Source organism: Acinetobacter calcoaceticus (assembly GCF_051947995.1).
Lineage (GTDB): Bacteria > Pseudomonadota > Gammaproteobacteria > Pseudomonadales > Moraxellaceae > Acinetobacter.
Window position 1 is genome coordinate 358,789 of sequence record NZ_JBLVVH010000001.1, and the last position, 19,423, is coordinate 378,211.

Below are 19,423 nucleotides of genomic sequence, written 5' to 3' on the forward strand. Positions count from 1 at the left end.
GCATTATACTTCTCCTTTGTAATTTTCTCATACCAAATCCATGACCCAGTCCAGATCGAGCAGCTCAAATTACCGTCTCATCAAACTCCTAAGTCGTCAGCCGATTCAATTAGGTCGTTTCTTGGCGCGTATGGTTGCTGGACTGGTCAATACCTTTCAGCTGTCTAAACTTGCCAAAATTATCAGCCTGAATATCCAGATTGCATTTCCCGAGATGGAACAGCAGCAAAGACAACAGTTGACCAAACAGGCGATTCAGAATGAACTTACCTCTTATTTTGAGTTTTTAAGCATTTGGGGCGCTTCCAATCAGAAAAATATCCAGCGTATCCATCAGGTTCAGGGTGAACACTACCTACATGAAGCGCTCGAAGCAAAAAGAGGCGTGGTACTGGTGGTTCCTCATTTTGGAACCTGGGAGGTCATGAATGCATGGGTTTCGCAATATAGTCCCATGACCATTCTTTACAAGCCTGTAAAAAATCCTGCTGCTGACCGGTTTGTTCGTGATGCACGTAGCCGTGAACAAGCGCACCTTGTCCCGACCGATGAAAGTGGTGTAAGACAGATTTTCAAAGCCTTAAAACAAGGTGGTACCACAGCCATTTTGCCTGATCATACTCCCGATCATGGCGGTGACATGGTAAATTATTTTGGTATTCCTTTAGCCTCCAGCAGTTTAAGCGCCAAGCTCATCCAGAAAACCAAGGCCAAGGCCTTACTGCTTTATACAAAAAGAAATGATCATGATGGCTTCGATATGTATATTGAGCCAATCAATCCTCAAATCTATGAAGGCAGTGCCGAAGATGGCACCCTGATCATTCATCAAACTTTAGAACAACTGATTCAACGCTACCCAGAACATTATCACTGGAGCTATAAACGCTTTCGTGCCAATCCCGCCCTCAAGAAAATTTATGACATTGATGAGCATGAAGCGCTGGCTCAAGTGGCCGCTGTTCGTCAGCAAACACAAGCAGGGATTGCTTAGGCTATTCTCGTCGTAACCATTTTCTTTGCTGCCGCTGTTGTTTGACTTCAACCTTGCCATGCTCAAACAGAAAGCTTACCGCTCCAGTATACGTTGTATTCAGCAAAGGAATATCCAGAGCTTGCAGACGTTTTTGGACTTCCTGACTGGGATGAGCATAACGATTATTAAAGCCAGCTGAAGCAATCGCCAGCTTGGGTTTTAAAACTTTTAAAAAATCATAAGCAGAACTATTTTTACTGCCATGATGGCCTAAAACCAGAACATCCACCTTTAAATCCGGATACTGCTGTAGTAACTTAAATTCTGTTTCCCAGCCTGCATCGCCCATAATCAGAAAGTTTTGATAAGGTTGAGCATTGAGAAACTGCAGGTAGACCACACAAGATTGTTCATTCTGTTGATGTTCCACAAAATTCAGCTCATCTTGCGTAGGTGATAAAATCTTAATATTCAGATTATGATAGGACCAACTTTGTCCTTGATAGCAATAGGAAAAATTTTGTCTAAAGGGTAGCTTTTCACTGCGCTGATTCGACTGCACTTGCGTAATCGCAAAGGCATCTTGTATAGCTGGAAATGCACCACTATGATCCTGATCCAGATGAGACAGAATCACATGATCCAGACTTTGGACGCCCTGCTGTCTTAAGAACGGGATGTCAACTCGCTCGCCGATGTCAAATTTGCGTTCATCATAAGCACCGCCTGTATCAATCATCACTGTCTGTTGAGGATGCTGTAAAAAGATTGCCTGCCCTTGTCCTACATCGAGAATAGTTAAAGTCGTAGATTGAGTTTTTACCCCGATAAGCATGGGCAAAAAGCAGACACCAGCCCAAAGCTTGGGCACGCTTCCTGTTGGCATAAATACAAGGACCAAACCCAAGATCAAGCTCAGCATCATGGCTGGTGTATAACTGACGCCATATAATGCAGGAGATAGATGCTGCAGGCCATCTAAGCCCCACAACAAAAATGCAAGCAACTGGTCATTCAACTGAAATAACAATAGACCGAGTACAGGAATGATCAGCCATAGACAGGCTGCAAAAATGTCTAGCGGTACCACCACACCACCTAATAACGGAATGGCAATCAGGTTACTCAACGGGGCTGTCCAGGAAACTTGCTGAAAGAAAATAACAACCAATGGTAATAAGGCTATAAAGATTTTCCATTGCGTATCAATCAGCACTTTAATGGCCAGCCCCATCTTTTGTGTTGAGCTCAGAGCCTGAGCTTGAGAAAGAGATGCTGTGGTTTGATAGATCCGTAGCAGAATAAAGCATGCCCCATAAGATAACCAGAATGCAGCCGACAATATGCTAAATGGATCATAAACCAGCAGCACGCTGGCGCTGTAGATCAGCAAGCTCAAGGGTTGAATAGACTGTCGAAAGATCAAGAAAAGACTGGCAATCAGCACAGTGAATAGCGTTCTGATGGACGGAATCTCGAAGCCGACAAAAGCAACATAAACGGCAACACTGGCAACGAAGGGAAAAACCAGCAGAATCTGTCTCGGCTGCCATAAATATAATTGCGGCCAATAACGCTGTATCCCCCTTTGGCATAACCAGGTCAGCATCAAGGCAAAGATCAGCACATGAGGCCCTGAAATGGCCAGTAAATGGGATATTCCAAGTAACTGGAATTGCTGTTTTAGCTCACTCGACAACAGGCTTTCATCGCCCGTCAGCAAAGCTAGCAGCAGACCTCGATGTTGCAGGGAGCTTGTTTGCAGCATTTGCCGGAAAGCCAGCCGCATGTTTTCAATCTTTAATAGCAACTTTGCTTTTAGGGTATGTTGTTGCTTGTCATATTGCTGATAGCCCAGACGATAAATTTCATCAGCACTTAGCGGCTGAATTTGCCTGACTGAAAATGCAGAAACAATATTCTGCTGTAAGAACCATTTTTCCTGATCAAATACCCCTGCTACGGCATAACTATGCGCAGGCCTGATTAGTCCGTTGATCCGATAATAACACCCCAGTTGTAGGCTCGGCTGCTGCATGGATTGCTCGGATGCTTTATGAAGATACAGTAGCCACTCAACTGGCTGGCTATGCCGATTGAGGACTTCAGCAACCTGCTTTTGCCCATCGTCTGTCAGTTCATCTATTTTTTTAATATAGACAATGGCTTCAAAGGGTTGAACCTGAAGTTCCCGTAAGCTTAAGCGCTGTTCTAAAGCCACATCCGCATAATGATAACCCGTACAGCACAGTGCCCAGGTGCAGCTGATTAAAAGGAGCGTCTTATACCAAGGGTGCTGCAAATAGCGCTGCTTTTTATATCGCCCTAAAACCCATATCAGACATGCGAAAGTCAGCCATATCCACCATGTCTGGTTAATAAAATGGAAATCTTGCCCCATCAAAGTAATACCGGCAATCCAGCCGAACAAAATAATCTTCAACATTTCTTAACATTGGATTTAGTTTTTCTAAAGACAAAATTAAAGCCCCTTTTCGGGGCTTTAACAAGAGGTCTAATGCAATATTGATGCACTATTCATACCGTAAGGCTTCCGCAGGCTGAACCTTTGCTGCGCGTAATGCAGGGTAAATTGTTGCGAGTAAACTCAATAACAATGAAACACTTACAACCAGCAATACATCTTGCCAGCGTAAATACGAAGGCAAATAATGTACAAAATAGGCATCTAATAAATTTAAGCCAAAGGTCGTATTCACCCAAGATACAATACTCCCAATGCTTAAAGAAAGAACAATCCCTAAAACGGTACCCAAACCTGTTCCAATCACACCGATAATTGTCCCCTGCACCATAAAAATTTGAGTAATTAATAATGGTGAAGCGCCTAAAGTACGTAATATTGCGATATCTGATTTTTTATCAGTCACCAGCATCATTAAGGATGAAATAATATTAAAGGTTGCAACAATAATAATCAGTAGAAGTAATAACCCCACCATGTTTTTTGCCATTTGAATGGCACTGAATAAATTACCTTGCGTATAGGTCCAATTCGAAGCATAAAAATTACTCGGTAATTTTTTGATAATGCTCTCGGAAATCTCGGGTGCGGCAAAAATGTCATCCAGCTTTAAGCGAATACCTTGTGCGCCATCTGGCAAGCGTAATAAGGTTGACGCATCGTTTAATGCAATATAACCCACCATCGAATCGACTTGAGTGCCAATTTTAAAGATACCAACCACTTCGAAACGTTTGAAACGTGGCACCACCCCAGCTGATGAATTGGTCGCTTCAGGCAACACAAGTGTCACAGGGTCATGCAGCTTGAGTCCTAGGCTATCTGCTAAATCTTGCCCCAGTACAATGCCATACTTACCTTTTTCGAGTGCATCCAAACTCCCTGCTTTCATATAGTTATGAACAATAGAGACTTGTTTTTCATATTCTGGCTCAATCCCCGAGATCGAAATCCCGGTCACTTGACCATGTGCGGTTAGCATGCCTTGTAACTGGGTATAAGGCGCAACCGCAACAACGTGAGGCTGTTTAGCGATATCTTTCGCCAGACCATCCCAATTGGTCATAATTTGGGTTGATGCAATGGTCGCTTGAGGCACAATACCTAAAATACGGTTTTTTAATTCCCGGTCAAAACCATTAATCACGGATAAAACCGTAATCAGCACGGCAACGCCTAAAGTTAAACCGATCATGGTCATCAACGAAATAAATGACACCAGACGGCTTTTTTTTCTGGCTTGCGTATACTTCAGTCCAATAAAAAATGAAATGGGTTTAAACATGCTCATCCACCCATATACCATCTTGCATATGCAGAATCGAATCTGCTGACTGTGCCAGTTGCTCATCATGCGTCACGATTAACATGGCCATGTTGAGCTCTTTTTTCAAGTCAGTAAGCAATTCAAAAATACTGAGTGCCGTTTTACGGTCCAGATTTCCCGTTGGTTCATCTGCCAGCACCACCGCAGGTTTGGTCACCAGAGCACGGGCCAAAGCCACACGTTGGCGTTCCCCTCCCGATAACTCCCCAGGCTTATGATCCATACGATGAGATAGGCCCACACGATCCAGCAGATATTCGGCCTGCTTTTTCACATCCTTAAAGTTACTTTCACTGCGTAACATTAAAGGCATCGCAACATTTTCCAAGGCAGTAAATTCTGGCAATAAATGGTGAAACTGATAAACGAACCCAAGGTATTGGTTTCGCTTGTAGCCTCGCTCTGCCTCGCCTAAATTATCAAAACGTTGTCCTTGTAAAAATACTTCGCCTTGCGAAGGTTGCTCCAAGCCACCCAACACATGCAACAAGGTACTTTTCCCTGAACCACTCGAACCGACAATAGAAACGAACTCGCCAGCATTGACTTGAAGCGATAAGCCTTTGATCACTTCAACTTTACTTTTGCCATCATCGAAATGCTTAAAGATATTTTTTGATTCTAGAACGATCTTACTCATAACGTAATGCCTCGGCTGGTTGCGTTTTTGCTGCACGGATAGCAGGGTAAATTGTTGCTAAAAAACTGATAGATAAAGATGCTGTCACAACAATCAAAACATCTTGCCAACGTAAATAAGAAGGTAAATAGCCAATGACATAACCACTAAATAAATTAAGTCCAAAGGTATGATTCAACCAGCCAACCAGCTCACTGATGGTTAACGCAAAAGCACTGCCTAAAATCACCCCGATCACTGTACCGACAATGCCAATGATCGTACCTTGCACAATAAAAACAGAGGTGATGAACCTTGGAGAGGCCCCTAAAGTACGTAAAATTGCAATATCCGCTTTTTTTTCAGTGACCACCATGACCAATGATGAAACGATATTAAATGCAGCGACGACAATAATCAGGAATAGCAGTAAACCCACCAGATTCTTTTCCATTCGTACCGCACTGAATAAACTTCCGTGCGTTTCCTTCCAGCTGGTTGCGTAAAAATTGTCAGGCAATTGTTTAACAATCTGGTTAACCACTTCGGGAGCAGCAAAAATATCGTCCACTTTAAGACGCACACCTTGAGCACCATCCGGCAAACGTAACAAGGTCGAGGCATCATTCAAGGCGATATACCCCACCATTGAATCTACTTCGGCACCGACACTAAAAATACCGACAATTTTAAAGCGTTTAAAACGAGGTACGACACCTGCAGGTGACGGCGTAGCTTCCGGTAGCACCAAGGTCACACTTTCATTTAAGCCCAGACCCAACGCATCGGTCATGTCTTTCCCCAGGACAATCCCGAATTCCCCTTTTTTCAATGCATTTAAATCACCTGCAACCATATGATTCTGGATAATCGAAACTTTCTTTTCATATTTTGGTTCAATCCCCGTCACCATAATGCCTGCGACCTGACCTTGCCCGGTTAACATCCCTTGCAGTTGGGTAAACGGTGCAACGCCAGTGACATGCGGGTCCTGCTCAACTTTTTTTACAAGCTCAGGCCAATCTGTTAGAATTTGAGTAGAAGAAACAGTGGCTTGTGGGACCATTCCAAGGACACGGCTTTTTAATTCACGATCGAAACCATTCATGACAGATAACACTGTAATGAGGACAGCAACACCAAGCGTCAAGCCGATCATGGAAACTAAAGCGACAAAAGAAATAAAATGATTACTCCGCCGAGCACGAGTGTATCTCAACCCTATATACAGCGAAATTGGCTTAAACATACCAGCTAGTCCGAGGTGATTTATTATGGAAAATTCACAACATCATCTTGTTGACGACAACACTGAACGTCGTGTGATGTCTCGTATTGATGCCGTGTTGAGAATCAACTATCAAATCATTCCAGATGATGTTGCGCTGAATGATCCATATGATTCCCATTTCGTATTGCCACGCTATTTTCTACTACTTGCAGAATTAGATCAATTTGATCATGCGTTTCGCTACGAATTAGAACAATTAAATGAAAAAGATCAACAAATTGCTCGCATCTTATCCCTTTTTAACCAGAAATTAAACCTGATTACGGGATCTTATTACGACAATATCGTGCAATCTTTGCTCCCCGTTCCTGAGCAGGTTAACGTGTCTGAAAATGGATTAAGTTTCTTTAGTTCTCAAGACATTAATGAGGGAACGTATATCCATATTACCTTGAGTCATCCGGAAAATTTCTTCCATATCGCTGCAATCGCACAAGTGGTGCATAGCACTGCGGAAGAACAAGGTAAATTCCGTATTGGTGCCTACTTCATTACCTTAAATCCACAAGATCGTGCCAAGCTAGCCGCCAGCATCCGACAGGCTCAACACACGGAAGCCAGCTAAATCGGTGTATGGCTACGATTTCAAACGGCGATACGCCCTTAAATCCCTAAAGAAGTACAGCACTAAACCGAACAGGATAATACTCGCGCCCACAAAGACCTGAACCGATAACTGTTCATGATTCAGGTATGCCCCGATCAGAATTGCCAGCATCGGGGTCATCACTGTAGTCAGTGACAACGTTGTCGCCTGTAAGTTCTGAACCAATTTAAAATAACAGAACATGGCAATTAACGAGGCCATAACAATAGTATAGGTCAGTGCAAATAGGGATTTGGCTGAAGGAAAATGGGTCGGCACATATTGCCAGATCCACGGGATCAGCAGGGTGGCCAATAGGGTTGAGACCAGAATTGAACCGGTGGCCTGAGCCATGACCGGTAAATCCGCATTAATCTTCTTGACCAGAAAAATGGAGAGTGAATAAGAAAAAACGCTGATCAGCATTAAAATAATACCAATCGGCTGTACATGCTGTTGACTACCACTCAAGCAAATCATGGCCAAGCCAATAATGGAGGTCCCCATTCCCAGCCATTGCAAGCCCGCCAGTTTTTGCTGAAAACCAAAACGACCAATCAGCCCCGCCATGATCGGTGCCAGACCAAACATTAGGGCGATCAGACCCGAACTCAGATACGCTGTGGCGGCATAGGTAAAGATTTGCGACCCAATCAGGCTTAAAGAACCTGCAGCATAACTCAATAAGGCAATTTTATGAGTGGGAAATTTCACTTTTAACAGCAATAATACGGTTACCGCCAGAGGCAACGCGATAAAGAAGCGGATCAGCAATGCCCACATCGGATGCAGATCTGAAACACTCCACACAATTGCAAGCGGTGTCGTCGCCCAGATAAAGACCAGTAGTCCGTAGGTGAGCATCAGGTTTATACGTGATGGCATACTCAACTCAGGACGCTGTTTTTCGTTTCTGTTTTAAAATGGTCTGATCCAGAGAACTTGAAAATTCACGTTTATCTCGTTCTGAAATCGGTGGAGGCCCACCGGTCTGGACACCTGCACCACGTAAAGTATCCATAAAATCACGTAGATGGAGACGTGCTTTAACATTAGCCGTCGTATAGATCTCACCACGCGGGTGAATAGCAATACCGCCCTTTTCAATCACTTGCGCCGCCAGCGGAATATCCTGTGTAATGACAATGTCATTCTCTCGCATGCGCTCTACAATTTCCTGATCCGCCTGATCTGCCCCACTCATCACCTGAATGGATTTAATCCGCATAGACGGAGTGATGCCGACATTCTGATTGGCGACAAAGGTCACTTCGAGTTGATAACGATCCGATGCACGTAAAATCACTTCACGTAAAATTTTAGGTAATGCATCAGCATCTACCCATAATTTAAATGGCAGCACGTTGATGAAAACTCTTGAGAACAAAAAAGCTAGTGTAGCAGATTACGGGAAAAGTAGAGTTAAGAAAGCGGATATCACCCCATCCATTTTTACATTTGCTTCGAATGAAGTTGTCATAGATATCAGATTAAAAAATAAAATAATTTTTAGAGAATTACAGATTCAGACTTGAAATATGCCAGTTACCCTCGATTTAATAGAATAAGTTCAATCTTTTTAGCCTCTCGCTTTATGAAAAATCAAAACAGTCCAGAAATCATTAAAATTCAAGATCAAAATTTCGGTAATCATGTCGAGCATTGGAATCTATTGACAGATACACCTGAAACAGATGTTCCCAAATGGTTAGGACTGGCTCTTGATGCACCGATAATGCCTATGGGGCTATGTGAAGATGAACATGAGATGGATCAGACCTTCTGGTTAATCCAAGGCCCAAGTGGTGAATCTGTTTCCATTAACCAGATCATTGCGGTGGAAGATCAAAAACCACGCGCATTAAAAACGGCTTTTCCAAGTTTTGAAAGTCCCTATAAATATGATGCAAAAATCGAGCGAATTATTACCTGTGATTCTGCCACTCAGGCAGTATTACGTTTAAATTTAAATAAAGATACGACCATTTATGCATTCGATAATTTATTCAGTGTAAATAGCTGTCAATATGATAAAAACCAAAGCTATAAAGTTCAGTTTAATGCTTGGGCCTATGAATTAGAAGCCGTCGCTCCGGATGAGAAAATCATTGTGGATGATCCAGCTTCAATTAAACATCATCGTGCCTTAAATGCGATTTTGGCGGAACATAATGGTATTGCCCCTGAAAATTTACAGGAACTGATTAATGACTGGCAGCCAAAAACACCAGAAGATCAAGAACCTGTTACGGTCGACTTTTCTAAAATGGTGGCCTATTTATTCGGTGAAACTTTAGGTCAGGAAGATGAAGCGTGGTTCCAGGGTAATATCGTCGGTAAAACTCAAATGCAGTTTATGCAGGATGAATATACCCTTTATGATGTAACGCTGGTTTTAGAAGATGATTTACCTGCAATCCTGATTCGTATTGCAACTAAAAATGAATTGTATAAAAACTTTAACATTGGCCAATATATTCGCGGTAACCTATGGATTCAGGCCAATATTTATGCTAAAACTGCTACTGAGTGACAAAAAATCACATAAATGGCATTTTTAGGCGTTCTAATGAAAATTATACCAGAACAAACGACCACCAGTCTGATTCATTCGAGTGATCAAGGTCTTAAACTTGATGTTGGTGCTTTTTGCTTTTTCTTACTCGGTATGTTTTTAGCGGCACTTATTTTTCATCAAATTGGCTTTTTCTAATTTTTGACCATACCCCTATTCATACATAAAAGCCCTCAATGATGAGGGCTTTTATTTTACCGATAATTTATTGCTTAACCATGACGTTTCGCAAAATCATCCATAAAGTTTACAAGAGCTTGTACACCTTCTAATGGAACTGCATTGTAAATACTTGCACGCATTCCACCGACTGAACGGTGACCTGCCAAGTTTAACAAGTGGTTCTGCTCAGCTTCTTTTAAGAAAGTCTTTTCAAGCGTTTCATCAGCCAAAGTAAATGGCACGTTCATCATTGAGCGATTCGGCACTGCGATCGGGTTGTTATAGAAATCACTCGAATCAATATAGCCATACAATAATTTGGCTTTCTCCTGATTCACTTTATAGATGGCATCTACCCCACCCTGCTCAAGCAACCACTCAAATACCAGACCTGATAAATACCATGCATAGGTCGCCGGAGTGTTCACCATTGAACCATTTTTGGCTTGATCTGCATATTTCAAGATGCTTGGGATCTCAGGCTTGGCCTGATCAAGTAAGTCATCACGAATAATGACAATAGTCAAACCTGCCGGGCCAATATTCTTTTGCGCACCGGCATAAATCAGACCAAACTTGCTCACATCCAGAGGTGCAGACAAAATACTTGATGAATAATCACAGACCAACGGTGCATTTACTTCTGGAATAGTCGCAAACTGCAAACCGCCAATGGTTTCATTATCTGCATAATGCACATAGGCTGCGTCATTCGAAAGATTCCAGCGACTTTGTTCGGTAATCGCATGTTTACCCTCAATCAGCGTACCCGCTTCAACGATATTAATATCGCCATAGCGTTTCGCTTCTTTTAGCGCTTTCTCAGACCAGATGCCGGTATGGATATAATCTGCCTTGTTATTTTTACCTAACAGGTTCAGCGGAATCGCCGAGAACTGTAAGGATGCTCCACCTTGTAAAAACAGTACTTTATAGTTTTCTGGAATGTTCATGAGCTTACGTAAGTCAGCTTCAGCCTTCTCCGCCACGGCAACATAATCGCTGCTACGGTGACTCATTTCCATGATCGACAGACCTTTGCCCTGCCAATTCAACAATTCTTGTTGAGCTTTTTCTAAAACGGCAGTAGGTAATGCAGCAGGACCAGCGCAGAAATTATAAGCACGCATGAGTTTTCCCTTGTTAAAGTGGAACAAATTGGAATGGGAATTTAATCATAGATTGGCGAAGCTTGCAGCAGCTTATGCAGTAAATATTTCAATTTGACTGCAAAAAAAGTATTAATTTTTCAATCATGTTCTGTCATTACAATTATTTTAGGCCAAACTTAGTGATCCTTTTCACGCGGGTAAAATCCGTCTGTTTTGCGCTATTTCAATTAGATTAAAAACTCTACTTTTTACAAATTCACTACACCAATCCTAGCCATATAACTATTTAATTAAAAACATAATATTTTAATTTTATAAAAAGAATTTAGACTACCTCAGGATATTATTAAATTGCGACCTACCCTAATGTTGAAACGACATGATCGACCGAGTTTTAAGGTCAAGCGGTTTCCCAAACTGTTAAGCTTGAGTATTAGCTTAATCAGTTGCTCTCTGTTTTCGTCCACACTATTGGCCCAGACTTTTAGCTATAGTGAAGCTGAACACTATGTGGTTGAAAATGCTTATGCCTCCCAAGCACAACAAGCTTTGCAACAAGCCTCACAACTTGAGATGGAAGCCGTTAAAAATTTAGGCCTTCCCCGTATTGATTTAAATGCACGTGCTTATTCATTTCATAGTGAAACCAGCGTGCCTTTAGGGTCAAGCAAACGTCGACTCGAAAATTCGCTGACCCGTGGTTTTGATGACAAATTATCACAATGGGAAAATGTATTACCACCTGAAGTAATTGATCAGGTCAGTCAGGGATTTGATCAAACCGTAAGTGAAGGTCTGAATCAGGTACCAAACAATGTAGATGTTACGGTTAAAGACCATGATGTACGTACTTCAGTTTCCATGGTAATGCCGCTCTATACCGGCGGTAAAATTAGCAGCGCCAAACAGATTGCCACGATTCAGGCTCAACGTTCAAACATTAGCGAAAAACAACAACAAGACTCGCAACGTTTTGAGATGATCCAGTCCTACTTTAATGTGCAATTACAGCAGCAATTACTGAATGCCAGCCTGTTTAATTTAAATGCAATGCAAGAACATTATGACAATGCACTTAAATTAGAGAAGCAAGGTTTTATTAATAAAGGCCAGCGTATGCAATTTGAAGTAGCGCGCAATAATGCGCAACGTAGCTATCAAAATGCCCAATCGAATTTACAAGCCAGTCAGTTTAGTCTGCAAAATTTACTCAAAACCAAAGAAAGTTTAAATCTCACCACGCCCCTGTTTGTGAATAACGCACAAAACCATTCGCTGGATAAAATGCTGGCAAATTATGATCAGAATTCCAGTCTGATCAAAAAGCTGCAAATGGATACCCAACTGGCCAATGAAAATATCAAGGTTCAACAGTCAGCCAAAAAACCGAGTGTTTTTGCCTTTGGTGAATATGGACTGGACAGCAAGGAGAACTGGATTGTCGGCGTCATGGCAAAATACAATTTATTTTCGGGCATCGATAATAATAAAAACATCCGTGCCGCCGAACTTAAAAAGTATGCAGCCGAACTGATGACCGAACGCACCAAGCAGGAAGTCGAAAATGTCTTGTACAAATCCTATAGCGAATTAAGCTCTTCCCAGACCAGCCATCAGCTATTGGTCCAGAACACCAAGGCAGCCCAAGAAAACTTACGCATCCAGCAGCTTTCCTTTAAGGAAGGGATGGGCACGGCAACACAGGTGATTGATGCACAAAACGCCTTGAGTGCACTGAAAAGTGAAATGGCGCTTAATTCCTATAAATACATTTTATCTCTCGCAACACTTTTACAAAGCTATGGCTCGATTGATGAGTTCAAGCTGTATGTTCATCAACCACGTACTGACTATATCCGTTAATTGGAGAATTTTATGAGCCAAGATCAATCATCATCCAATTCAGAACGCGATAAAAATCAAGTGGACAACAAGACTGAAACCCAAGCCTCTGAATCTGCTCCAGTACAAGTGAGCGCGACTGAGCAAATTGCACAGCCACAACCTGAGACATCAAATTCCAATACACCGCAGCCACCGAACGAGCCAGCTAAAAAAGGCAAGGCTAAAATCATCGGCCTGATTATTTTGATTCTACTTTTAGGTCTAATCGCTTTTGGCTTATGGAAAGCTTATCAACCACAAGCGATTGAGCTACAAGGTCGGGTTGAGTCAGAAACCGTGCATATCAGCACCAAAGTGCCTAGTCGTATTGAAGAGTTCTATGTCTCTGAAGGCCAGCCAGTTAAGAAAGGTCAGGCACTAGTTCGTTTTGTCAGCCCTGAACTCGAAGCAAAAAAAGAACAGGCTCAAGCAGCTTTACAAAGTGCAACTGCATTCCATTCCACTGTGTATCGTGGTGCTCAACAGGAAAATATCGAGACCCTGTATGCCAACTGGCAAGCCATGAAAACCCAGGCAGAATTGGCAGCAACCACCTATAAACGTGGTGAAACCTTATATCAACAAGGTGTGATTTCTCGCCAACGCCGTGATGAAATGCGGGCTGCGCAAACTTCTGCACGTGAAACTGCCGAAGCCTCTTATCAACAATATGCGCGTGCCAAACGCGGCAGCACAGAACAACAGAAATCAACTGCTGATGCACAAGTGGCAATGGCACAAGCCGCAGTCAAAGAAGCCAATGCCTTAACTGAAGAAACCAAACTGTATTCACCGACTGACGGAACGGTTTCGAAGACCTATGGCAAACCGACTGAGTTAGTCGCAACAGGCGTGCCTGTGGTCAGCATCATTGAAGATCATGATTTATGGGTCAGCTTAAATGTCCGCGAAGACATGTATAGCGCTGTGTATAAAATGAAAACTATTGAAGGTTTTATTCCTGCGCTAAATCGTAAAGAAACCTTTAAAGTCAAAAACATTGATGCCGAAGGTGATTTTGCAACCATTAAAACCACGCGCCAGACCGGTGGTTATGACATCCGCAGCTTCAAATTCCATTTGGTGCCAGAGCAAAGCATTCCTGATTTAAAAGTCGGCATGAGCGTACTCTTCAAAATAGAAGAGGCAAAATAACCGATGTTTGCTGTCATGCTTCGGGAATTACACTACCTCAAACGCCATAAAGTCGATTTGTTTATGGCGGTCATTGCCCCATTGCTGGTGATCCTACTGTTTGGCAGTATGTTTTCAGCAGGCAAGGCTGAGCATCTTCCTATTGTGGTGATTGACCAGGACCAGAGTGAAATGAGCCGTAAGGTGATTCGTAGCTTAAGTCTGAACCATACGTTACAGGTCAAGACCATCACTGCCAGTCAGGATGAAGCAGAGCGCCTGATCAATAAAACAGAAGCCTGGGGATTCGTGATGATTCCCGAGGGTGCTGAGCAACGGCTGGTCAAAGCACAAGATGCACAAATCAGTATCGCCTATAACCAGTCATTTTTTAGTATCGGGAATACCATTTCCTCAGCCATGCTCATCAGCACCCTGAATGGCATGGCGGAATATATGGGACAAAGCTATCTGTCCAATACAATCCCCTATCTGGACATGCCCACCCCACACATCAAGATCTCGACCTTATATAACCCAAGCATGAGTTATGAGTTATTTCTTGAGCCATTTATGGTACCAGCCGTTTTACACTTATTGCTCTGTTGCTGCGTGGCTTTTGCCATAGGGCAAGAGTTTAAGCGCAAGACAGTGGGTGAATGGGTCAGTTCCAAACAAGTCGTTTCCAGCCTACTCGGTAAAATATTACTTTATGTCTTTATTTTCTGTGCCTGGACCTGGTGCTGGATGTTCTGGCTGGCACAGATCCGCGGTTACTTCATTGCAGGTTCACTCACGCTGATTCTGGCTGCACAATTCTTACTGTATTTTTCTTATGCCGTGATTAGCAGCACCGTGGTACTCGCCACCCAAAACCTGCCTAAAACCTTTGGTTTTATTGCCCTTTATGGCGGTTCCTCACCTAGTTTCTCAGGGATTACCCTACCCTTGAACAATGCACCTGCATTTACCCAGTTCTGGTCAATGATTATTCCCTACACCCCTTATGCCAAGCTGCAAACCGAACAGTGGATTATCGGCAGCGATCTGCATGTCTCGATGATTCCCTTTGCTATTTTACTGGTCTTCGCGAGCCTATTCTTTGCATTCAGTGTGCGTCTGTTGAAGAAAAATACTCAGGAGCTGTGTTCATGAAGTCATTTTTCAGCTATTACCTACAGACCTTTAAGAATATTTTTGCCAATAATTCGGTATTTACCACCCTGATTGCAGCAACCCTGCTATATAGTTTTTTCTATCCAACCGCATATAAAGCACAAACCGCAGAAGATATTCCGATTGTGATTGTGGATGAAGAACAAAGCATATTGACCTCAAAAATTATCAGTCAGGCGTCGAATAGTCCGCATATCAAGATCACAACCGTCACAGATAACTTTCTGGAAGCACAGCGCATGGTGCAGAACCAGCAAGCAGAAGGTATCTTGTTACTGCCTGAGAACCTCACCAATAGCTTGAAACGCGGGGAAATGGGCGGCATTGGCCTGTACTTGAGCACGGCCTATTTTATTCGGACCAAAGAGGTTGGCGTGGGCTTGGCAAGCTCAATCGAATACACCCTGAAAGAACATTTAGAGAAATTCGGTAATGCCTCTTCTTTCGAGCCAGAGCTTTCGATTCATCAGATTCCGTTGTTCAATACCATGTCAGGTTATGGCAGTTATATCTTCCCTGCTGTGGCCAGCCTGATCATTCATCAGACCATTGTGTTGGGTCTCGCCATGCTGATTGCCAGTTACCGTGAACAGGGCTGGGTGGCTAAACCTGTTGAGTTTTGGGCTACGTTTGCTGCCATTTTTACCACTGGCTGTCTCAGCTGTCTGTATTTATTCGGCTTTACCTTCTGGTTGTATGAATTTCCACACGGTGGCAACTTCTGGGGTATGCTCCTGGCCGTTCCAATCTATGTCAGCTGTGTGATTGGCTTGGGCATGCTGCTCGGTTCACTGGTCGATATGCCGGAACGGGTTGGACATCTGATTGTGGTGACTTCTGTTCCATTGTTCTTACTGACTGGAACAGCGTGGCCTCATGAAGCCATGCCACACTGGATGCAATGGTTCGCCTGGATATTTCCTTCAACGCATGGGGTTCAGATGTTTGTCCAGCTCAATCAAATGGGTGTACCAACCTCCATTGTGGTGCCAAAACTGATTTATCTGACCACAGTAGGAGCAGTTTTACTGGCAATTTCTTATTACCGTCTGGTCATAATGCAATCCATAAAAAAAGGAAGCTCATGAGCTTCCTTTTTTTATCACCTCAATGATTACGCTTCTGGCGTATCATCTTTCGGTTCAACAGCGACATCTTCAGAAGTGATTACCTCTGCCTCAGTATTTTCTACTTCTTCTGTCGAATCTAATAACTCTTCATCATCTTCTACAGCTTCAATCGAAACCACGCCCACCAGGGTTTCAGCATCGCTTAAACGGATCAAACGTACACCTTGCGCATTACGGCCCGTTGTTGCCACTTCAGCAGCACGGGTACGTACTAATGTACCGCCGTCAGAAATCAACATCAGTTCTTTGGTTTCATCAATCGATACTGCACCCACAAGCTCACCATTACGTTCGCTGGTCTTGATCGCAATCACACCCTTACCACCACGTTTCTTGGTCGGGAAGTCATCCACCGGGGTGCGTTTACCATAACCGTTGGCACATGCACACAACACTTCACCGGTCTCAGGTACAACCACCAGTGAAACGATACGGCTGATCACATTTGAATCTGATGAATCATCATTGTCATCGCTATCATCATTTTCAACATCCGCATCTTCAGCTTCAATGCTGTTGCTTGCGAAGCTGACGCGCATACCACGCACACCTTTCGCAGTACGGCCCATGGCACGGACATCAGTTTCAGCAAAACGGATGGCCTTACCTTCATTCGAGAACAACATGATCTGCTGGTTACCGTCGGTAATCGCAACACCGATCAAGGTATCCTCTTCATTCAGCTCAATTGCGCGTAAACCGTTTGAACGTACATTGCTAAACTGTGCAAGTTCAACACGTTTTACCGTTCCGGATGCAGTGGCCATAAACACGTAATGGTTCTCAGGAAACTCCGTCAACGGTAAAATAGCAGTAACGGTTTCATTCGCTTCCAGAGGAAGTAAATTGATGATTGGACGTCCTTTTGCACCACGAGATGCTTGCGGCACTTCAAACACTCTCAAGCGATAAACTTTACCTACATTGGTAAAGCACAGCACGGTTGCATGGTTCGACGCCACAATTAAATGCTGGATGATGTCATCATCTTTCATTGCAGTGGCAGACTTACCACGACCACCACGGCGTTGCGCCTGATAATCAGAAAGCGGCTGGGTTTTCGCATAACCTGTTTGAGACACAGTCAATACAACTTGCTCTTCAGGAATCAAGTCTTCACGGCAGAAATCGACACCAGATTCGACAATCTCAGTACGACGACCATCACCATATTGCTGCAAGATCAACGCAAGCTCTTCACGAATCACATTCATCAACAAATTGAAGTCATTCAGAATCGCTGTTAATTCAGCAATTTGACCTAAAATTTCAGTATATTCAGCGTGTAACTTGTCTTGTTCCAGGCCCGTTAAACGGTGTAAACGCAATTCTAGAATTGCGCCAACCTGAGTTGGTGACAAGCGATAAATATCACCCGACAAGCCAAATGGACGTGCCGGATCTTCGCCTTCAATCTCGTCCGGACGAACAGAAATCGCGCCTGCTTTTTCCAGTAATGCAACTACACCGCCACCGGCCCATTCACCTGCCTGTAAACGCTCGCGCGCTTCAGCCGGATTGGCAGAAGTCTTGATAGTCTCAATAATGGCATCAATATTAGCCAAAGCAACGGTCAAACCTTCCAAGATATGACCACGCTCACGTGCCTTGCGCAATTCGTACATAGTACGACGGGTCACAACTTCCTGACGGTGACGAATAAATGCCGCAATAATATCTTTCAGGTTCATCAGCTTCGGCTGGCCATTATCTAGGCAGACCATGTTGATGCTGAACGAATTTTGCAACTGGGTATGCAAGAACAGGTTATTCACCGCAACTTCAGCGTTTTCACCACGCTTCAAGTCAATGGCAATACGCATCCCTTCTTTATCAGACTCGTCACGAAGCTCTGAAATACCTTCAATTTTCTTTTCTTTGACTAGCTCGGCAATACGCTCAATGGTTTTTGCCTTGTTGACCTGATAAGGAATTTCAGTAAAGACGATCGTGGTACGACCTGTTTTCTGGTCTTCTTCAAAGTGATATTTACCACGAATATGCAAACGACCCTTACCGGTACGGTAGGCATCTACAATGCCCGATTTACCGTAAATAATACCGCCTGTAGGGAAATCCGGGCCCGTGATGTGCTCCATCAACCCTTCTACAGAAATATTCGGATTATTGGCATAGGCCAGACATGCATTGACCACTTCGGTCATGTTGTGTGGCGCCATGTTGGTCGCCATACCCACTGCAATACCCGTCGTACCGTTAATCAGTAGATTTGGAATACGCGTTGGCATCACCTGAGGAATACGCTCGGAACCGTCGTAGTTATCTTCCCAGTCAACCGTATCCTTTTCCAGATCGGCCAAAATTTCATGGGTGAGCTTTTGCATACGAACTTCGGTATAACGCATTGCTGCCGCGCTATCCCCATCGACCGAACCGAAGTTACCCTGACCATCCACCAGCATGTAACGCAAACTAAAGTCCTGCGCCATACGAACGATTGTTTCATATACTGCGCTATCGCCATGCGGGTGATATTTACCGATCACGTCACCGACAACACGGGCAGACTTTTTGTACGCTTTGTTATAATCATTGCCCAATTCGTGCATCGCATATAATACGCGACGATGAACAGGTTTAAGACCGTCTCTCACATCTGGCAATGCACGAGATACGATTACGCTCATCGCGTAATCTAGATATGAATGCTTGAGTTCGTCCTCAATGGCAATCGGTCTGATTTCCGATACGCTCATGCATACTCCTTGTTTACAGGTAGAGAGTTGTACCTGTTTTTATGTCTTCAATCTTGCAAAAATTCAGCTCAAAGACTTGAACTAAAAATAAAAAATACAGCGAAAAATTATAGCATAAAGGACGAAATAACGGTAAGTTTAAGCGTGCAAAAATAGCATTTTTTTACAATAAAAAGAATATATAAATGAATGACTTAAAATTATTAAAAACAGAAAAGCGCCGATAAAAATACTTTGCCCAGCGGTTTG

The 19,423-nt window shown here is 43.3% G+C and carries 16 protein-coding genes; 8 read left to right on the forward strand and 8 right to left on the reverse strand.

From position 1 onward, the window contains the following. Positions 1 to 40 precede the first annotated feature (40 nt). On the forward strand, positions 41 to 994 hold the full coding sequence (locus ACNQO6_RS01795; RefSeq protein WP_440207913.1) for a lysophospholipid acyltransferase family protein: 954 nt from the start codon (positions 41 to 43) through the stop codon (positions 992 to 994). A gap of 1 nt (position 995) precedes the next feature. Here the strand turns inward: ACNQO6_RS01795 and ACNQO6_RS01800 are convergent, their stop codons facing one another. The 4 genes from ACNQO6_RS01800 to ACNQO6_RS01815 all read right to left on the reverse strand — a co-directional run bounded on the left by ACNQO6_RS01800 (position 996) and on the right by ACNQO6_RS01815 (position 6,656). Then, on the reverse strand, positions 996 to 3,422 hold the full coding sequence (locus tag ACNQO6_RS01800; RefSeq protein ID WP_440207914.1) for a DNA internalization-related competence protein ComEC/Rec2: 2,427 nt from the start codon (positions 3,420 to 3,422) through the stop codon (positions 996 to 998). A gap of 88 nt (positions 3,423 to 3,510) precedes the next feature. Further along, positions 3,511 to 4,746 (reverse strand): lipoprotein-releasing ABC transporter permease subunit, encoded by a 1,236-nt coding sequence (locus tag ACNQO6_RS01805; protein ID WP_343578540.1) that lies wholly within the window; start codon positions 4,744 to 4,746, stop codon positions 3,511 to 3,513. Next, positions 4,739 to 5,428: a lipoprotein-releasing ABC transporter ATP-binding protein LolD gene (gene lolD, locus ACNQO6_RS01810; RefSeq protein WP_343578539.1), complete on the reverse strand. Its 690-nt coding sequence runs from the start codon at positions 5,426 to 5,428 to the stop codon at positions 4,739 to 4,741. Before lolD ends, ACNQO6_RS01805 begins: the two co-directional genes overlap by 8 nt. Further along, positions 5,421 to 6,656 (reverse strand): lipoprotein-releasing ABC transporter permease subunit, encoded by a 1,236-nt coding sequence (locus tag ACNQO6_RS01815; protein ID WP_440207915.1) that lies wholly within the window; start codon positions 6,654 to 6,656, stop codon positions 5,421 to 5,423. The genes lolD and ACNQO6_RS01815 overlap by 8 nt, the downstream gene beginning before the upstream one ends. A 25-nt stretch (positions 6,657 to 6,681) precedes the next feature. On the opposite strand from ACNQO6_RS01815, the gene ACNQO6_RS01820 reads away from it, so the two are divergent. Next, positions 6,682 to 7,263, forward strand: coding sequence for a PilZ domain-containing protein (locus tag ACNQO6_RS01820; RefSeq protein WP_343578537.1), 582 nt, complete (start codon positions 6,682 to 6,684; stop codon positions 7,261 to 7,263). A 12-nt stretch (positions 7,264 to 7,275) separates the two neighbouring features. Here ACNQO6_RS01820 and ACNQO6_RS01825 read toward each other — a convergent pair whose 3' ends face one another. Together ACNQO6_RS01825 and ACNQO6_RS01830 are read right to left on the reverse strand one after the other, a co-directional pair. Further along, positions 7,276 to 8,169, reverse strand: a complete 894-nt coding sequence (locus ACNQO6_RS01825) for a DMT family transporter (protein WP_343578536.1) — start codon at positions 8,167 to 8,169, stop codon at positions 7,276 to 7,278. 7 nt (positions 8,170 to 8,176) lie between these two features. Then, positions 8,177 to 8,647 carry a YaiI/YqxD family protein gene (locus tag ACNQO6_RS01830; RefSeq protein ID WP_440207916.1) on the reverse strand — a complete coding sequence of 157 codons (471 nt, stop codon included), beginning with the start codon at positions 8,645 to 8,647 and terminating at the stop codon, positions 8,177 to 8,179. 231 nt (positions 8,648 to 8,878) lie between these two features. Between ACNQO6_RS01830 and ACNQO6_RS01835 the strand changes: the two genes are divergently transcribed. Both ACNQO6_RS01835 and ACNQO6_RS01840 read left to right on the forward strand, forming a co-directional pair. Then, positions 8,879 to 9,817 carry a hypothetical protein gene (locus tag ACNQO6_RS01835; protein WP_343578535.1) on the forward strand — a complete coding sequence of 313 codons (939 nt, stop codon included), beginning with the start codon at positions 8,879 to 8,881 and terminating at the stop codon, positions 9,815 to 9,817. A gap of 36 nt (positions 9,818 to 9,853) precedes the next feature. Continuing rightward, positions 9,854 to 9,997: a hypothetical protein gene (locus ACNQO6_RS01840; protein ID WP_004771301.1), complete on the forward strand. Its 144-nt coding sequence runs from the start codon at positions 9,854 to 9,856 to the stop codon at positions 9,995 to 9,997. Between the two features lie 74 nt (positions 9,998 to 10,071). Here ACNQO6_RS01840 and serC read toward each other — a convergent pair whose 3' ends face one another. After that, a complete protein-coding gene (gene serC / locus ACNQO6_RS01845) occupies positions 10,072 to 11,151 on the reverse strand; it encodes a 3-phosphoserine/phosphohydroxythreonine transaminase (RefSeq protein ID WP_440207917.1) in 1,080 nt (359 codons plus the stop codon). A 348-nt stretch (positions 11,152 to 11,499) separates the two neighbouring features. Here serC and ACNQO6_RS01850 point away from each other — a divergent pair, with 348 nt between their 5' ends. From ACNQO6_RS01850 to ACNQO6_RS01865, 4 genes are read left to right on the forward strand one after another with little or no spacing between them, the layout of a single operon-like run. Next, positions 11,500 to 12,996 carry a TolC family protein gene (locus ACNQO6_RS01850; protein WP_440207918.1) on the forward strand — a complete coding sequence of 499 codons (1,497 nt, stop codon included), beginning with the start codon at positions 11,500 to 11,502 and terminating at the stop codon, positions 12,994 to 12,996. Positions 12,997 to 13,008: 12 nt separating this feature from the next. Then, on the forward strand, positions 13,009 to 14,172 hold the full coding sequence (locus ACNQO6_RS01855; protein ID WP_440207919.1) for an HlyD family secretion protein: 1,164 nt from the start codon (positions 13,009 to 13,011) through the stop codon (positions 14,170 to 14,172). 3 nt (positions 14,173 to 14,175) lie between these two features. Beyond that, the gene (locus ACNQO6_RS01860; protein WP_440207920.1) at positions 14,176 to 15,306 is read left to right on the forward strand and encodes an ABC transporter permease; all 1,131 of its coding nucleotides are present in this window, start codon (positions 14,176 to 14,178) and stop codon (positions 15,304 to 15,306) included. After that, complete coding sequence (locus ACNQO6_RS01865; protein WP_440207921.1) at positions 15,303 to 16,415, forward strand: ABC transporter permease; 1,113 nt, start codon at positions 15,303 to 15,305, stop codon at positions 16,413 to 16,415. Before ACNQO6_RS01860 ends, ACNQO6_RS01865 begins: the two co-directional genes overlap by 4 nt. 26 nt (positions 16,416 to 16,441) lie before the next feature. On the opposite strand, the gene gyrA is transcribed toward ACNQO6_RS01865, so the two are convergent. Further along, complete coding sequence (gene gyrA / locus ACNQO6_RS01870; protein WP_440207922.1) at positions 16,442 to 19,174, reverse strand: DNA gyrase subunit A; 2,733 nt, start codon at positions 19,172 to 19,174, stop codon at positions 16,442 to 16,444. Positions 19,175 to 19,423: the final 249 nt, after the last annotated feature.

Bases quoted from the DNA above. Each gene is read 5' to 3' on its own strand.
- ACNQO6_RS01795 (WP_440207913.1), top strand. From the start codon at position 41: ATGACCCAGTCCAGATCGAGCAGCTCAAATTACCGTCTCATCAAACTC.
- ACNQO6_RS01800 (WP_440207914.1), bottom strand. From the start codon at position 3,422: ATGTTGAAGATTATTTTGTTCGGCTGGATTGCCGGTATTACTTTGATG.
- ACNQO6_RS01805 (WP_343578540.1), bottom strand. From the start codon at position 4,746: ATGTTTAAACCCATTTCATTTTTTATTGGACTGAAGTATACGCAAGCC.
- lolD (WP_343578539.1), bottom strand. From the start codon at position 5,428: ATGAGTAAGATCGTTCTAGAATCAAAAAATATCTTTAAGCATTTCGAT.
- ACNQO6_RS01815 (WP_440207915.1), bottom strand. From the start codon at position 6,656: ATGTTTAAGCCAATTTCGCTGTATATAGGGTTGAGATACACTCGTGCT.
- ACNQO6_RS01820 (WP_343578537.1), top strand. From the start codon at position 6,682: ATGGAAAATTCACAACATCATCTTGTTGACGACAACACTGAACGTCGT.
- ACNQO6_RS01825 (WP_343578536.1), bottom strand. From the start codon at position 8,169: ATGCCATCACGTATAAACCTGATGCTCACCTACGGACTACTGGTCTTT.
- ACNQO6_RS01835 (WP_343578535.1), top strand. From the start codon at position 8,879: ATGAAAAATCAAAACAGTCCAGAAATCATTAAAATTCAAGATCAAAAT.
- ACNQO6_RS01840 (WP_004771301.1), top strand. From the start codon at position 9,854: ATGAAAATTATACCAGAACAAACGACCACCAGTCTGATTCATTCGAGT.
- serC (WP_440207917.1), bottom strand. From the start codon at position 11,151: ATGCGTGCTTATAATTTCTGCGCTGGTCCTGCTGCATTACCTACTGCC.
- ACNQO6_RS01850 (WP_440207918.1), top strand. From the start codon at position 11,500: ATGTTGAAACGACATGATCGACCGAGTTTTAAGGTCAAGCGGTTTCCC.
- ACNQO6_RS01855 (WP_440207919.1), top strand. From the start codon at position 13,009: ATGAGCCAAGATCAATCATCATCCAATTCAGAACGCGATAAAAATCAA.
- ACNQO6_RS01860 (WP_440207920.1), top strand. From the start codon at position 14,176: ATGTTTGCTGTCATGCTTCGGGAATTACACTACCTCAAACGCCATAAA.
- ACNQO6_RS01865 (WP_440207921.1), top strand. From the start codon at position 15,303: ATGAAGTCATTTTTCAGCTATTACCTACAGACCTTTAAGAATATTTTT.
- gyrA (WP_440207922.1), bottom strand. From the start codon at position 19,174: ATGAGCGTATCGGAAATCAGACCGATTGCCATTGAGGACGAACTCAAG.